Here is a 15220-nt window from a genome sequence, read left to right as displayed (position 1 = left end):
TGAACAAGACGCGCGCGGGGACGCTCGCACTGTAAATGCAAAACTGAGATGCTCCCCCCCATTTAGCCCCAATTAACCTATGCCACGCTGGTTCAATACCGCAGGCCCCTGTCGCGAAGACATCCACTATCTGCTCCCTGCTACCCGTCGCCTCCCCAACCTAGAGCGACTGATTGCTCAGCAGAACTATTTCGTCATTCATGCACCCCGACAAGTGGGTAAAACCACCGCCATGCTAGCTTTAGCCAAACAACTCACCGACAGCGGACAATACACCGCCGTCATGGTTTCGGCTGAAGTCGGCGCACCCTTCAGTCAAGACATCGCAGGTGCAGAAGAGGCGATTTTGGCTGCTTGGCGGCGGGCGATTTCCGTCCGACTTCCCCAGGAATTACAGCCTCCTGCTTGGCCTTCGTTGGAATCGGGACAGCGAATCGGCGATGCACTGAGTCTTTGGGCGCAAGCATCCCCTCGTCCTTTGGTAATTTTTATTGATGAAATTGACGCACTGCAAGACCAAGCCTTGATTTCCATCTTGCGCCAACTGCGCGATGCTTATCCCAATCGTCCTAAAGCTTTTCCTCAATCCGTTGGCTTAATCGGTTTGCGAGATGTTCGCGATTACAAAGTCGCTGCGGGTGGTAGCGACAGACTCAATACTTCTAGTCCGTTTAATATTAAAGTGCGATCGCTAACTTTACGCAATTTTAACGCCGAAGAAGTCGCCGAACTCTACGCACAACACACTCAAGATACCGGACAAGTTTTTACACCCGAAGCAACAGCCTTAGCCTTTGAATTGACTCAGGGACAGCCTTGGTTAGTCAATGCGCTAGCCAAGGAAATAGTAGAAGAATTAGTTACTGATGAATCGATCGCAATTACAGCCGACCATATTTTAACAGCTAAAGAAATTATAATTCAACGTCAAGATACGCATTTGGATAGTTTGGCAGAACGACTCCGAGAAAATCGAGTCAAAGCGATTATCGAGCCGATTTTAGCAGGACAAGAACTGCCCGAGTCTTCTAATGACGATCGCCAATACCTCGTAGATTTGGGCTTGCTAAAACGATCTCCGGCGGGGGGTTTAGTCATCGCCAATCCGATTTATCGAGAAGTTTTGCCGCGAGTCTTAGCCCAAGGACCGCAAGATAGTTTACCGATTATCAGTCCGAGTTGGTTGAACTCTCGCGGAGAACTGATGACCGATGCCTTACTCCAAGCTTTTATGGCCTTTTGGTTGCAACATGGCGAACCGTTACTCAAAAGTGCTTCCTATCCCGAAATAGCCCCTCATTTAGTGCTGATGGCGTTTCTGCATCGGGTGATTAATGGCGGGGGAACTTTGGAACGGGAATATGCGATCGGGCGCGATCGCATGGATCTATGTTTGCGCTACGGTGAGGTAACATTGGGTATTGAACTGAAGGTTTGGCGGACTAAGAAAGCCGACCCTCTGAGCAAAGGTTTGGAACAGTTAGATGGATATTTGGCTCGATTGGGACAGGATTCGGGTTGGTTGGTAATATTCGATCGCCGCGAGAATGCACCGGAAATCGAAGAACGGCTGAACACTGAGATTCATACTACTCCAATCGGGCGATCTGTTACTGTTATTCGAGCTTGAAGTTCTGTATAGGACTTACGCAGCCACAACCTAATTATGTCATTCTGACCGCAGGGAAGAATCTCAAGCCCTGGTAGATTCATTATCCGTGTATAACTCGTGTAAGAGTTAGCAAAACATTAGTATTTATTTGATTATAATCTTAAAGATTATGGATTATTGTTATATAGAGTTCGCATCAAAAGATACAAATTCCCTCTACCGCGCGATTGAACTCTTCACCATGATTAAGCTTGCAAAAGAGACCGATGAAACAACCAACGATCGACCATTTATAAACTATTTGACCGACGCAGAACGTTCATATTTTTGGAATCCCTCCCCTGAAGAAGAAGAAGAGTGGAGCGACGAATGGTTTTCCACGCCGATCGAAATTCGCCGCTCTTCTAGAATGCTGACCCCACCGTGGGATTTAGAATCTATGCTCGATGCGTTTTGGGTGGGAGATTACGAGCTGATTGACATTCAAGAACAAAAAGGAAAATACTACTTAAGGTTCGATCCGCATGGCTATCCATACGGTGGTACAGGTTGCATGGTCGCTTTGCTTGAATGCTTTGGTCATAGGGTTGTGGGCATAAATGATGGCGCTGGGTACGAGAAATACACGCCAAAAACTGAGTTCTGGAAGCCGAAGCAGAATGGATAGAATGCACCTCAACTTTCACAAAGCAGGATTTTGGATGAAAGATTAACTATCTTGAATTGTCGGAGACATTGCCATATTTTGTGCTTGTTGCTGCATGAATTCAATGTCCGATCGCAACCAAGTGCGGGGCCCGCTGCACTGATGAGCAATTAACAGCCCCCACAGTCCTTTGTTCGTTAAAATTGGCACGACTAAATTGGCGCGAACTTTCAGGCTACGCAGAAAATCTCGGTGGCATGGGTTAATTGGTTCTACTTCAATATCTGCAATTGCTTTAACTCTGCCGGCTTCGTACAAAGCAGCGTATTCGTCGTTAAAACATTCATCTGGCCCTGTTGAACCCAAGATTGAGAGTTCGATCGCACTCAACATCTCGTAAGTCACTCGACCTTGCCACTGTCTGTAAAAATAGTACAGTACGGCGCGATCGCTCTGCAAAACTTCTCGAATGTCGTATAGGGATTGTTCAACTAATACATCGCGCTTTAGACGATCAGTCAAGCGGTTAACAATGTTTTGCAGCCGATCGCCCGACATAGTATTAACTCCTTTAATTCCTAGTACACTCGCCCGATCTTAATTCTTGAACTTGCACCTTCACAACACCTCAAATTCTTGCGCTTCTGGATTTTCGCGCGATCGAAAATGAGTAATTTTTGGCTTAACAGTTGTCTGGATGCCAGCAACATTATACTATTATTTTGACAGAGATAGCAATCTTTGTGGGAAACGGGCGAGCGACTTTTTTTATGAACCGCTTTCGCGAAGAACCACAGGCGGGACGCCTGTTCCACAAAGGAAGAGAAAAGGAAGAGTTTACAAGTGCTGGGAGAATTGCTAGATATGCCTAAAGTTGGTTCCTCTTAAAGAGAGGAACTGCTAGGCTATCTCGATAGCTAGAGGAAGCATCAAATATGTCTGTGCTAGAAGCTGCTTGGAAACACGAATTTATCGCTACGAACGGCATTAAACTGCACTATGTCACTCAAGGTTCTGGGCCGCTGATGCTGATGCTGCACGGATTTCCTGAATTTTGGTATTCTTGGCGGCATCAAATCCCGGAATTTGCATCAGATTATAAAGTCGTCGCTGTAGATCTCAGGGGTTACAACGACAGCGACAAACCTCACGATCAATCTGCTTACGTGATGGCAGAGTTTGTGCAAGATGTCAAGGGCATTATTCAGGGTTTGGGATACGAAAGTTGCGTCTTAGTTGGTCACGACTGGGGAGGCGCGATCGCCTGGAATTTTGCTTATGCTTATCCCCAAATGGTGGATAAATTAATTGTGATGAATCTACCCCATCCGGCCAAGTTTGCTGAAGGGTTACGCACTCCCCAACAATTGTTGAGAAGTTGGTACATCTTTTTGTTTCAATTGCCAGTTTTGCCGGAGTTGTTAATTCAATTGGGCGACTATCAGGCAATTTCGGCTGCTTTGGAAGGTATGGCGGTTGACAAAAGCACCTTTAGCCCCTCAGATATCGAAGCTTACAAAGATGCGGCTGCCAAGCGGGGCGCTCTGACTGCTACTATCAATTATTACCGCAATATTGCTCGCGGATTTCTCGATCGCCCGAATTGGAGGGTTCTGGAAGTTCCCACGCTGATGATTTGGGGAGAAAATGATGCCGCCCTCGGCAAAGAGTTAACCTATGGAACCGCAGATTACGTGCGGGATTTTCAGATTCACTACATTCCTAATTGCAGCCACTGGGTGCAGCAGGAACAGCCGCAGTTAGTGAATCGGTACATGAGAGATTTTTTGGCAAGTAAGTTCATTTAATATCATATCCAGTTTGATCGGAATGCTACTGAGCCTGCGAGTAGGACGATCGCGATTCACTCAGAAAATTATTATTCCCATGCCAGCATAGATATTCACCGACTGCTGATGCCCTCCGTCGTGCGCCCGCTCATTTCGCTGGGGTGAATGCGGTAAATTGTGATCGCCTCCGCACGTCCCAGCGAGTCAATCCAGGTGCGATTGATGGCGGGCGAAAGTTTCGGGTTGTGTTCTTTGACCAATTCCATCGCGCGATGTATGGCTGTTCCGTAAGGCGTTCTGCTCGCCCGTTCACATTAAATATAATCTGTGGTAAAAAAACATCTCTTCTCCAAAAAGATGGAAGGTGAAATGATATAATTTTTGACATTCCCAACCTAAAAAATGGGGAGCAAGCCAATCAAATCTTCGCAGTCAGTTTTTATGACACCAGACATCTTGGCAGCGCAGCAGCAAAGAAATCACCGCATAATTGTCTCGGCCCTCATTTGTCTGACGCTGCTGGGACTGGCATTGCGCCTTTATTTGGCGTGGCGCACCAACCAAACTCTCCCCGATACCCCCGCCCGTCTCAGAGGCGACGAACCGGGCTATGAACGTTTCGCATACGATCTGCTGAACGGTTATTTTTTTGAGAGGCCAGGCAGGACGCCTGTTTATCCCTTTTTTATAGCTGGATGCTATGCAATTTTTGGTCGTTCTCCCGCATCTGTAGTCTACGTACAAGCTTTTTTGGGGGCGACAATCATCCCGCTAACTTTTATCCTGGCACGGCGTTTTACTGGCCCTCAAAGTTCCTTAGTAGCGGCTGGATTAGTTGCGATAAATCCCTCCCTCATTCATCATGTCAGCCGGCTGCAAACAGAGGTTTTATACACGCCTTTAATACTTTTAACAGTGCTGGGCCTGTTGCGGGCATTGGAACAGCCGCAGTGGCAAAATTTTTCATTAGCAGGTGCGCTGTTGGCAATTACGAATCTTTGTCGCCCGACAGGGATGTTGCTTCCAGCAATTGTGCCACTATTGATGCCGCGCCAATGGCATTTTAAGCGCAAGATTGCTTTGTTTCTTGCTTATTTGGGCGCAATTATCATCATTACTGCACCTTGGACTTACCACAATTATCGAACGCACAAAACTTTTTTGATTTACAGCGTTTCTACGGCGCTGCTGTGGCAAGGAAGTCCAGAGTTTTATCATTTGGCTTATGAAAAACTGCCAAAACGCCATATTGTTCAGATTTGGGAGGAAGAACTAAATCCGGCTCGGAATGGGGGACACAATGCTTTTACAATTGAGGGCGATCGCTATTTTACCAAACGGGCGATCGCTTCCATCCTCCGCGAGCCTGCTGTCTATCTCTGGTATTGTGTGCAAAAGGCAGTTTTTTTCTGGTTGGGAAACCCTATAAGTGACTTGCCTTATCAGGATCTGTTTAATGTGAAGGCAATGCGGCTATTCTTTTCGCCGCCACGGATAGTCGGCATTTTAGCGGTGCGAAATTTGCCTGTATTTGCTGCTTTGGGCATGATAGTTTTGCGGCATCGCTGGCGGGAGTTTTTGCCGCTGTTGCTAGTCTGTGCCTATTTTACTGTGATTCATGCGCTCACTTATGCAGAAGTTCGCTACAGCCAGCCGCTGCACCCGATTTTGGCGGTCGTAATTGCTACGGCGGCGGGGGAACTTCAGCGTCGCTTGAAGTTAATTAGTCAGTAGGTATTAGGCAGTTTGTCATGAGTGATTAACCCAGTGTTCTCAAAAAGAATTATTCGGAATTTTACCATCGCCATTTTAATCGCCCTCAGCCTTGAGTTGTACAGCCCAACGGCAATTTTTGTTCAAAACATCGAAACAATTAAAATTTCCGGCAATGCTGCGGGTGTCAGCACTCGCTACATCGGTGCCGTCTAGGGCAATATCAATTTCGACATCCAAGATTTGCCAGATTTGGGAATTAATACCTACCGCATTTACGGCGGGATGTCTCGATGGGAATCTGAAAATGATGGTAAATACGGCTGGCCCGAAATATCCCAAGTTAAGCTGTTGTGCATTTAAATTGAATGTCAAAAAATAATCTAAGCTTTGTGGGGAGTAGGGGTTGGGCCAGAAAGCCCGCCCTGAATATGCAATTTAAATGCGTGACAGCTTAAGACAAATCCAAATATAATTAATTGGGCGCATTGGGATCAGATTATGACTCATCCGCCCCAGGGTAGCGATTATTGGTGGTCGGGAAAACCTGGTAAAGTTGGGCGCAATGCCAAAACTATTTTTAATAGTCTCAAACAAGCAAATATTGGCTCGGTTGTGAGTATTCGGAATGTTGATAATAGCTGGAATCCGAGTTGGGCGCTGCAACTGAATCCGCCACGCACAAAAGAAGATTGGAACGAGTGGTGGGAATAGGTTTTGGCTAAAGTTTATTGGCTGAATGTTCGCAATGATTACCGCGTTGATGATTGGGAAATTCACAACGAACCGGACAATCGCGATCGGGGTTGGGGCGGGACTAGGGCTGACTATTTTGAATTGGTTAAGGTGGCAAAAGATGCGATCGACTTTGTTTATAAAACTTATTTGCCCGATCGCACTTACCGCATCCACGGCCCGAAAACCATAGGCGGCAGCAATTGGCCGGCTAGTGCTTTGCAAGAAATACCGAATTATTTCGATACAGTCAATGTCCACAACTACGATGCAGATATTTCTAACTACACCCGCAAAGTTCGCGGCTGGATGAACGGTACTGTCCGCGCTAACTCGCAGCTTTGGGTAGGAGAATGGGGAACTTACAACATGAGCTACGGCGATTTATCTTTAGCTTTAAATTTGATTAAGAATTTGATTCGAGGTTCTCAACCGGGGGATAATTATATTGACGGCAGTCACATATTCTGTTTGTACGACTGGGGCAAGCCTGCAGGGGCGGAAGGTTTGCTAGGGGACGGGGGAAAACGGCGCGCAGGCTACTATGCTTTGCGGATGGGAATTAGGGCTTTGCAGGGCGGGAAAGCTACCTTTTTTCCTATCACTAATAGTTCGGATTTAATGGCAGTTGCAACTCTTGATGCTAGCAAGAATGTTTACTTGCTGGTTGTCAACGATCGAGCAACATCTTACACTGTTAAGGCTGATATTTCGGAGCTGATAAAAACTGGTAATGGCACGGTGCGGGAGTTCAGTTCTAAAACAATGGATGAGGTTGTTGGTAGTTTAAGGCTCAAGGGCGGCAATGCGAGTTTTGCACTGGCGGGGAACAGCGCTATTCTCATCAAGTTCGATCGCCAGAATTGAAGCTCAAATCCTCTGGGTCATAATTGGGATAAGATAGAATTAGTTATGCTCAGAATTATTTATTTTCTGCCTGTTTGGCCCTGGAGCCCTGGAACCCTTGAACCCTCGAACCCCTAATTGCACAGTTGCAATACCTAAATGTCATGTTGTGATTCCCCTCCTGTCGCTGGTAAATTGGTAGCGTGCAGGTATCTTGCCTCAAACAGAATGCGAGCGAGAATTCGGTTGAGGGCGAGAAAGTAGGGTGCAGTCTAGACAATCGCAGAAATTCTTGCTCGTAAACCCGCAGCAGTTATGCTAAGCGAGGAATTGCCCGCCAGCCTTCATGTCCGCCCTCTGGCAGATAGCATTGGTTCTGAAAGTCAGAAGCCGTCAATTATCAGGATATGGCACGGAATTAATTTTAAATGCCAAGATGCTGGAAGTATGGGTGAGTCTCATCGTACAGAAACTTTGAGGGCGCTGGGAAATCTCGCGGGTAAAGCCTCTCAATCAACCTGCTGCTCGCGATCGGGTTTTTCCAACAAATATCACTTTTATGCCCCCTGATGTTTATTCCCTCCCTCAGTCAGGTCATCAACCGCAATCCCCTCACCGTCACCCCTGAGACGCCCATAGAAAAGGCGATCGAGCTGATGAGTAGCACAGGAGCCAGTTACGTCCTCGTGGTAGAACCGCGCGGGAATTCTCAATTCGGAAATCTCACGAACGGGACTTCCCCACAATTGCGGGAACAGTCGGGTTTCTACAACGGCATACCGCGTGCGGTACACGCAGGAGGCAACGGGCGGCCTCTCAACGGCTCAAAAGCTCCCTATGCGGGCGGCCAGACAGTGCTGGGGATTTTTACAACGCGAGATGTCGTACAGCTAAATTCGATCGGCGCTGCTTTGAGCGGATTTGCGATCGAGCAAATCATGATCAGAACCGTAACTGTAGCCCGAGAATCGGAAATTCCCGACTTTTTTGCCTTAGCAAATCTGCTGGATAAAAATCAGATCAGCCATTTGCCCGTCGTCAGCGAGGCTGAAGAACTTGTCGGTTTAATTAGCTCTCAAAGCTTGGTGCTTTTGTTGCAGGGAATTGGGGGATCGACACCAAAAGCAATTAGCAGCGCTTCGCCACCTGCGGCTTTCGCGTTCCCTCCGCCGCTGCCAATTGTGCATCAGAAAGTAGAGCTACCCGCAAGTTTAATTAAACTTTATCAAATCCCTCAAATAGCAGGCTCACGAATAATTCACGCTCCTGCTAATTCTTCGGTTCGCTATTTGGCGCAACTGATGTTTAGACACAATGTTAGTTATGTATTAATCACTGAAACCCCCGATCAACACTCGACTGGTGGGGCTCACAATTCCAAATTTACAAATCCCAACATTCACAAACTGGTTGGGGTGGTAAGTTCGCGGGATATCGTGCAGTTGCAGGCGCTGGGAAGAGACTCTAACAAAATTAGAGCGGGAGCAATTTGCAGCAGTTCGCCGCCGCTGGTGCGATCGCACTCTAGCCTCGAAGCAGCCGTCGCGCTGCTGCAAAAACACTACTGCCAGTTGCCTTTATTAGTCATCAACGAAACAAATCACCCGATCGGGATTATCAATCCTAAAACTATCCTTTTACAAGCGCTGGATTCAAAATCTCTGCATTCTGGCTTAATCGCTTTGCAGCGCCAGCTAGAATCTAGCAACGCTCAATACAAAAAACTCTCAGCAGAAATACACCGGACAGCAGCAAATAGCCACGAGATGGCTGAAATTTCTCACCACAGTTTCGTAGAGAGGCCAAATCTCCCCCCTGCAGTCAACAATCAGGGAATTTGGGACTGGAATCTCGAAACAGATGAGTTTTTTTATTCGGCGCGCTGGCAAGAAATGCTGGGCTACCAAGAAGGGGAAATCTCGAATCGCCGATCGGAATGGTGGAGTCGCATCCACCGAGATGATATTGACTCGGTAAAGGCAGCTTTAGAAGAACACTTCGCCCAAAAGACACCGGATTTTGCAGCAGAATATCGGATGTACTGTAAAGACGGCAGCACTGTGTGGGTGCTGAACCGGGGTCAAGTTTTACGCAGCGTTACTGGCAAACCGCTGCGGGTAGTAGGAACTCATACAGATATTACTCTAAACAAGCAGTTTGAAGTCAAAAACCGGGAGCAAGATCGAGAACAATTCCATCTATTTGACTCTTTGAAAGCAACAGTAATTTTCCACATAGATGCGGCGGGGGTTTGGAAATTCCTCAACCGCGCTTGGACGGAAATTACTAATTATGCGGTTTCCGAAAGTTTGCAAACTAATTTTTTAGAGTGGGTGCATCCAGATGAGCGCGAGCAATGTACAAATTTATTGGAGTCTTTGCTGTCCGGGAAGTCGGAATTTGAACGGCGAGAACTGCGATTTAAGTCTAAGTCGGTTTCGGAGAAAAACTCCTTGGGAATTCACAGTAATTCCGGCTTTGTTTCCGTGGAACTATTTGCCCAAGTCCGCCGGAATTCCCAAGGCGAAATAGCGGGAATTTTCGGGACTTTGCACGATGTCTACAACCGCCTCGAAGGAGTTGAGGAACTGCGGGAAAGCGAGCGGGCAATTCGATCGCTCTACGAGGTAATGGTGAGCTCGGAAGGCTCTTTTGACGAGCGAACGATGCGGTTGCTGGCAATGGGCTGTAGTCAGTTTGGGATGGATATCGGGCTGTTGGGCAGGGTTTTGGGCGATCGCTACGAAGTGATTGCGGCTTATGTACCGGAAGATTTTCCCTTTGGATTTGCTAAAGGAGACGGTTTTGCTTTGAGCAGAACCTTTGAGCGAGAGGTTTTGCGATCGAGCGAACCTATTTCTGTCGAATCAGCCGGCACTACTCAGTGGCGCAACCACCCCGCTTACAGTGTCCGCAAGTTGGAGGCTTTTGTGGGCACGAGGGTAATAGTGCAAGGGCGAGTTTATGGTACTTTGAGCTTTACTTCCCGCACCACTAAATCTCCTTTTAAACCGCTGAATTTTGAAATTTTAAAGTTGATGGGCAATTACATCGGCGCAGAAATTGCCCGCGAAGAGCGAGAGCGAACTTTGCAACGTCAGTACCAGCGCGTTTTACTACTCAAACAAATTACTCAAAAAGTGCGATCGACCTTAGACACTCAAGAAATTTTTCAAACTACCGCCACCCAAATCGGCCGCGTATTTGGTGTCAATCGCTGTACAATTCACACCTATCTTTCCGAACCTTATCCCCATCTTCCTTGCGTCGCGGAATACTTAGAACCCGGTCACGAATCGGCTTTAGATTTAGAACTTTCTGTCACTTATAACCCCTACACAGAAAAACTCCTCGCTGAAGATATAGCCCTGGCATCTCCCGATGTGTTTGCCGATCCTTTGCTCGAATCTTCGGGGCCGATGTGCCGCCGCATCGGATTAAAATCTATGTTGGCGGTTCGCACCTCCTATCAAGGAGAACCGAATGGAATTATTACTTTGCACCAGTGCGATGCAACTCGCCAGTGGACTCCAGACGAAATTGAACTGTTAGAAGATGTTGCCGCGCAAGTCGGAATTACCTTAGCTCAAGCACAACTTTTAGAAACGGAAGTTCAGCGACAGCGACAGTTAGCCGAGCAAAATGAAGCTTTGGAGCAAGCGCGACAAGCGGCGGAAGTTGCTAATAGAGCTAAGAGCGAATTTTTAGCAACTATGAGTCACGAAATCCGCACTCCGATGAATGCGGTCATCGGGATGACTGGCTTGCTGCTGGATATGGAACTAACTCCTGAACAGCGGGATTTTGTGGAGACAATTCGTACCAGCGGCGATGCTTTGCTGACTATTATTAACGATATTCTCGACTTTTCCAAGATTGAATCGGGGAAATTGGATTTGGAACGCAGCCCCTTCGAGCTGCAAAACTGTATAGAAGAATCTCTGGAATTACTGGCGCCGAGAGCCTCAGAAAAAGGTTTAGAGCTGGCTTACTTTATTGATGATTCTGTTCCGAAAAACATTTTAGGAGATGTGACCAGGCTGCGCCAAATTTTGGTAAATCTCCTGGGCAATGCAGTTAAGTTTACAGAATCTGGAGAAATTGTGGTGTGCTGTACGGCTAGGGAAATTGAACCGGTAGCTGCTAACAGTTCGCCCGATAAAATTAATATTCTAGCGCCACAACTGCTAGTAATTAACCAGGGAGAGTTGGCACGTAGCAAACAATACGAGATTCAATTTGCTGTCCAAGATACAGGAATTGGCATTCCGCCAGACCGGATGGATCGCCTGTTTAAAGCTTTTTCGCAGGTGGATGCTTCGACAACGCGACATTACGGCGGGACGGGTTTGGGACTGGCTATCAGCCAGCGTTTGAGCGATATGATGGGCGGTACAATGTGGGTCGTCAGCCAGGTAAGTCCGGGGAGTTCTAAGTCTCATCCGGGAGTTTCTGCGATCGGACAAAGTATCGCTGGAAGGTCGCCTGCAGAATTTACTCCGCCGTCGATGTCGGGTTCGGGTTCGATTTTTTATTTCACGGTGACTGCGGAAGCGAATGACATCCGGGCTGAGGAAAAAAGGCCCGAATTTGCCGCTGGTAAGCGCTTGTTAATTGTTGAGCATCATGCCATTAACCGGCAAGTTTTGATCCGTCAGGCAGAGTCTTGGGGAATGATACCCGTGGCTGTAACTTCGGGTGCTGAGGCTTTGGAAATCATCAAAGGAAACTCGCCGCTCGATTTAGCTATTTTGGCGATGAATCTACCAGATATGGACGGTGTGGCTTTGGCTGTGGAGATTCGGAAATTTGAGCTGAGCAATTTCTCTGGCGACGAGGGTCTAAATCCGAATGTCAGCGTTAAAAACCCTCGCAAAATAGCACTACCTTTGGTGCTGTTTACTTATTTAAGTAAGGCGGAAGTTTGGAAAAAACTTGAAACTACCGAAGTACATTTTTCGGCTTTCTTAACTAAGCCTTTAAAACAGTCCCAGTTTTATAATGTGTTGCTGCAAGTTTTTGGATATGTTACTGGCAGAAGCGGTAGGGGAGAAGCTTCAAATGTGGTGACTTTGACTTCGGGATTGAAGTATTTTGAAAATTCTCAAGAACAACACCGCGTGCAGCGGACGCCTGCTGTTTTGAGGCAGGTGGCGACGAATTCTGCCGGACAGGATGGAACTAATTCTAGTCAGATTCGGATTTTGCTGGCTGAGGACAATGTGGTGAATCAAAAAGTTGCTACGCATTTACTCGACAGGATAGGATATCGGGCTGATATTGCGGGTAATGGGTTGGAGGTTTTGGAGGCGCTGAAGCGGCAATCTTACGATGTTGTGCTGATGGATGTGCAGATGCCGAACATGGATGGGTTGGAAGCGACGCGCCGCATTTGTCAGGAATGGCCGGCTAACAAGAAGCCGAGAATTATTGCGATGACTGCTAATGCGATGCAGGGCGATCGCGAAAAGTGTCTGGAAGCAGGTATGGACGATTATATTACTAAGCCGGTACGCCGGGAAGAGTTGGCGATCGCCTTGAGCAAGTGTTCACCTCTGATTCGGGATGAATTGGATGCGGTAACAGAGGAAAACAATCAAGATATTTCTGATGACATTGACAGTGATACTGCGGCATCTTCGAGCGTTCAACCGGGAGCCGATTCGCCGATTGATTTTCATATTTTGCAAAATCTCCGCGAGCTAGATGATGATGAAGACCCCGATTTTTTGGGGGAGCTGATTAAGATATATTTGGTTGACGCACCGCAACATTTAGAAACTATTAAGGAGGCTATTTTTCTGGGCGATGCTGATAGTTTGAAGCTGGCTTCTCACACGCTGAAGTCGAGCAGCGCCAATTTAGGAGCCGTGTCTTTTTCTGCTGTTTGCAAGGAGTTGGAGTATATGGGTCGCGCGGCGGTTGAGTCTGGAGGGGAACAGGTTTTTGATGTGAGTACGGCGCGCGATCGCCTGTTGGAAGCCCAAGCGGAGTGGGAAAAGGTGCGGGCGGCTTTTGAGACGGAATTGGAAACGGGGAAGTTGCGATCGCAAATAGGTTGACACTCCCTGACATGAAGGCGCAGGGATTCTTGGATCATCCAGTCGAACTTATCTCTGTTTTGTCACCACCAGCGAGTAGAGATCGGTCTGTCCCCCAGCGTGAATTCCGGTGTGCCCCACCGTATTTAAATTGATTCCTGCCTGCTTCAAACCCTTTACCAAAATGTTTTTTCCGGCATTGTGATCGCGATCTAACACCGCACCACAACTACAAATATGGGTTCGAGTTGACAGAGTTTTCTTGACTAGGTTTCCACAATTTGAACAATCCTGGGAAGTGTACTGAGGTGGAACAGCAATTACTGTTTTGCTGTACACTTTTCCAAAATATTCCAACCATTGAGCAAACAATGACCACGCCACATCGCTAATTGATTTAGCGAGCTTGTGGTTTTTAACCATGTTCCGCACCTGAAGTTCGACCTAGGCTACGAAATCGTTAGATTTCACCGCGCACAAGGCCGTCTTTATGGCGAAGTCTTTACGCTGCCGACTAACCTTTAGGTGCTTTCTTCCTAACTTGTTGAGCGCTTTTTTCCGGTTTCTGGAACCTTTCTTTTTCCGAGAAACTCGCTGATGCAATCTCTTCAAAGCTTTTTCACTTTTTCTGAGATACCGAGGATTAGGAACTGTTTCACCGTCGCTGTCAGTATAGAAGTGGTTTAACCCGACATCTATGCCAATAAATTTACCAGTAGAAACGGGTTCCTCTTTTCGTTCAACGTTGATGCAGAATTGGGCGTAGTATCCGTCGGCACGACGCACAACCCTGATTCGTTTAATCTCATCGGGCGCATAGAAATGCAAATCCCGACTGCCGATTAACTTAAATCTCCCAGCAGCAAAACCGTCCTTAAATGTTAGACATCTTTTGTCGGTAGAAAGCGCCCAACCGGATTGCTTGTACTCAACGGAACGAGTATGTTTCTTGTACTGTGGATATCCCTTTTTTCCGGGTTTTTTCCTTTTGCAATTAGCAAAGAAACGTTGGATAGCAAAAATGGCACGTTCCGCTGAAGCTTGACGTGCCGTCGAATTAAGCTTGCCCGCCCATTCAAACTCTTTTGCCATAACCGCGCATTGTTTGTACAGGTCTACTAGCTTAATCCCTTGATTGTCTACCCAATGTCTAAGAGTTTTATTTCGGACAAATTGAGCCGTCCGAATCATGTCGTCTATGATTCGATATTGTTCCGCTTTGCCCTTCAACTTAAACTCTAAAACTATCATTGGAATAGTCTCTCACTTTTGCTAAAACTTTTACTTACAAGTCTGTATATTTAATAATTATTCATATTACTTATAATTAAAGCCGTCCTATAAGGACGGGGCTTTAGACCCAGTTTCTTGGTAACTGTTAATCTATAATAGCATCCTTCAGATTAGCAGCGCTCAGTTGCGATCGCTCCCAATCTTGATGAGCGACGGACAACCGCAAGCAGCCCGCCAAATTCCGGCTGACGCTCAATCCATCCTCGCTTACCTACCCGATCGCATCCGCATCGCCCTCATTACCCGCGCGGCGGCTATTGAGTATCCCATCGAAGCTGTCGTGGAAATGGCGATCGCCAGTTGTCTCGATCGACTCGCTTAGCGTTGGGCTTTGCAGACTGTAAGCCAGGGCGCGGTAAGTAGTTGCCGATCGAGACAGATTTTAACTTTTAGTTGGTAATGGCATTTTTTGGGCAAAAAGTAGAGCTAGTGCGATCGACTAACCTACTAATTCAACCCCCAGGCGATCGCTCTTTTTGATATGGAAAGGACGAGATCCTTTATTTCTATTTCTCAATGCGCGGGCGATCGCCTTTTTCTATCT

At 47.1% G+C, this 15220-nt stretch carries 13 protein-coding genes and 1 pseudogene; 10 read left to right on the top strand and 4 right to left on the bottom strand.

Annotated elements, in window-relative coordinates:
• Nucleotides 1-79: 79 nt before the first annotated feature.
• Together QUB35_RS28525 and QUB35_RS28520 are read left to right on the top strand one after the other, a co-directional pair.
• A complete protein-coding gene (locus QUB35_RS28525) occupies nucleotides 80-1630 on the top strand; it encodes an ATP-binding protein (protein ID WP_333107685.1) in 1551 nt (516 codons plus the stop codon).
• A 151-nt stretch (nucleotides 1631-1781) separates the two neighbouring features.
• Nucleotides 1782-2279 carry a hypothetical protein gene (locus QUB35_RS28520; protein ID WP_333107686.1) on the top strand — a complete coding sequence of 166 codons (498 nt, stop codon included), beginning with the start codon at nucleotides 1782-1784 and terminating at the stop codon, nucleotides 2277-2279.
• A gap of 42 nt (nucleotides 2280-2321) precedes the next feature.
• On the opposite strand, the gene QUB35_RS28515 is transcribed toward QUB35_RS28520, so the two are convergent.
• On the bottom strand, nucleotides 2322-2816 hold the full coding sequence (locus QUB35_RS28515; protein WP_333145008.1) for a GAF domain-containing protein: 495 nt from the start codon (nucleotides 2814-2816) through the stop codon (nucleotides 2322-2324).
• Nucleotides 2817-2980: 164 nt separating this feature from the next.
• Between QUB35_RS28515 and QUB35_RS28510 the strand changes: the two genes are divergently transcribed.
• On the top strand, nucleotides 2981-3130 hold the full coding sequence (locus QUB35_RS28510) for a hypothetical protein (RefSeq protein WP_333145006.1): 150 nt from the start codon (nucleotides 2981-2983) through the stop codon (nucleotides 3128-3130).
• A 63-nt stretch (nucleotides 3131-3193) separates the two neighbouring features.
• Complete coding sequence (locus QUB35_RS28505; protein ID WP_333145005.1) at nucleotides 3194-4066, top strand: alpha/beta hydrolase; 873 nt, start codon at nucleotides 3194-3196, stop codon at nucleotides 4064-4066.
• A 95-nt stretch (nucleotides 4067-4161) separates the two neighbouring features.
• Here QUB35_RS28505 and QUB35_RS28500 read toward each other — a convergent pair whose 3' ends face one another.
• Nucleotides 4162-4314 (bottom strand): hypothetical protein, encoded by a 153-nt coding sequence (locus QUB35_RS28500; RefSeq protein WP_333145004.1) that lies wholly within the window; start codon nucleotides 4312-4314, stop codon nucleotides 4162-4164.
• A gap of 175 nt (nucleotides 4315-4489) precedes the next feature.
• On the opposite strand from QUB35_RS28500, the gene QUB35_RS28495 reads away from it, so the two are divergent.
• Complete coding sequence (locus tag QUB35_RS28495) at nucleotides 4490-5782, top strand: glycosyltransferase family 39 protein (protein ID WP_333145003.1); 1293 nt, start codon at nucleotides 4490-4492, stop codon at nucleotides 5780-5782.
• 75 nt (nucleotides 5783-5857) lie between these two features.
• Here the strand turns inward: QUB35_RS28495 and QUB35_RS28490 are convergent, their stop codons facing one another.
• A complete protein-coding gene (locus QUB35_RS28490; protein WP_333145002.1) occupies nucleotides 5858-6136 on the bottom strand; it encodes a hypothetical protein in 279 nt (92 codons plus the stop codon).
• Between the two features lie 126 nt (nucleotides 6137-6262).
• Here QUB35_RS28490 and QUB35_RS28485 point away from each other — a divergent pair, with 126 nt between their 5' ends.
• From QUB35_RS28485 to QUB35_RS28470, 4 genes are all read left to right on the top strand, one after another.
• Nucleotides 6263-6475, top strand: a complete 213-nt coding sequence (locus QUB35_RS28485; protein WP_333145001.1) for a hypothetical protein — start codon at nucleotides 6263-6265, stop codon at nucleotides 6473-6475.
• A gap of 3 nt (nucleotides 6476-6478) precedes the next feature.
• A complete protein-coding gene (locus QUB35_RS28480) occupies nucleotides 6479-7363 on the top strand; it encodes a hypothetical protein (protein WP_333145000.1) in 885 nt (294 codons plus the stop codon).
• Nucleotides 7364-7657: 294 nt separating this feature from the next.
• Nucleotides 7658-7912: a hypothetical protein gene (locus tag QUB35_RS28475; RefSeq protein ID WP_333144999.1), complete on the top strand. Its 255-nt coding sequence runs from the start codon at nucleotides 7658-7660 to the stop codon at nucleotides 7910-7912.
• Nucleotides 7912-13404 (top strand): response regulator, encoded by a 5493-nt coding sequence (locus QUB35_RS28470; RefSeq protein WP_333144998.1) that lies wholly within the window; start codon nucleotides 7912-7914, stop codon nucleotides 13402-13404. Before QUB35_RS28475 ends, QUB35_RS28470 begins: the two co-directional genes overlap by 1 nt.
• Before the next feature lie 48 nt (nucleotides 13405-13452).
• Here QUB35_RS28470 and QUB35_RS28465 read toward each other — a convergent pair.
• Nucleotides 13453-14634, bottom strand: a pseudogene (locus QUB35_RS28465) (RNA-guided endonuclease InsQ/TnpB family protein).
• A 187-nt stretch (nucleotides 14635-14821) separates the two neighbouring features.
• Between QUB35_RS28465 and QUB35_RS28460 the strand changes: the two are divergent.
• Nucleotides 14822-14998 (top strand): hypothetical protein, encoded by a 177-nt coding sequence (locus QUB35_RS28460; protein ID WP_333144997.1) that lies wholly within the window; start codon nucleotides 14822-14824, stop codon nucleotides 14996-14998.
• Nucleotides 14999-15220: the final 222 nt, after the last annotated feature.

It is taken from the genome of Microcoleus sp. B13-B6 (assembly GCF_036705405.1).
Lineage (GTDB): Bacteria > Cyanobacteriota > Cyanobacteriia > Cyanobacteriales > Microcoleaceae > Microcoleus.
This window is presented reverse-complemented; position numbering and strand designations above follow the sequence as displayed.

Excerpts from the sequence above, each read along its gene's own strand:
- QUB35_RS28485 (WP_333145001.1), top strand. The coding sequence starts at position 6,263 with ATGACTCATCCGCCCCAGGGTAGCGATTATTGGTGGTCGGGAAAACCT.
- QUB35_RS28520 (WP_333107686.1), top strand. The coding sequence starts at position 1,782 with ATGGATTATTGTTATATAGAGTTCGCATCAAAAGATACAAATTCCCTC.
- QUB35_RS28495 (WP_333145003.1), top strand. The coding sequence starts at position 4,490 with ATGACACCAGACATCTTGGCAGCGCAGCAGCAAAGAAATCACCGCATA.
- QUB35_RS28475 (WP_333144999.1), top strand. The coding sequence starts at position 7,658 with ATGCTAAGCGAGGAATTGCCCGCCAGCCTTCATGTCCGCCCTCTGGCA.
- QUB35_RS28460 (WP_333144997.1), top strand. The coding sequence starts at position 14,822 with ATGAGCGACGGACAACCGCAAGCAGCCCGCCAAATTCCGGCTGACGCT.
- QUB35_RS28515 (WP_333145008.1), bottom strand. The coding sequence starts at position 2,816 with ATGTCGGGCGATCGGCTGCAAAACATTGTTAACCGCTTGACTGATCGT.
- QUB35_RS28505 (WP_333145005.1), top strand. The coding sequence starts at position 3,194 with ATGTCTGTGCTAGAAGCTGCTTGGAAACACGAATTTATCGCTACGAAC.
- QUB35_RS28470 (WP_333144998.1), top strand. The coding sequence starts at position 7,912 with ATGTTTATTCCCTCCCTCAGTCAGGTCATCAACCGCAATCCCCTCACC.
- QUB35_RS28500 (WP_333145004.1), bottom strand. The coding sequence starts at position 4,314 with ATGGAATTGGTCAAAGAACACAACCCGAAACTTTCGCCCGCCATCAAT.
- QUB35_RS28525 (WP_333107685.1), top strand. The coding sequence starts at position 80 with ATGCCACGCTGGTTCAATACCGCAGGCCCCTGTCGCGAAGACATCCAC.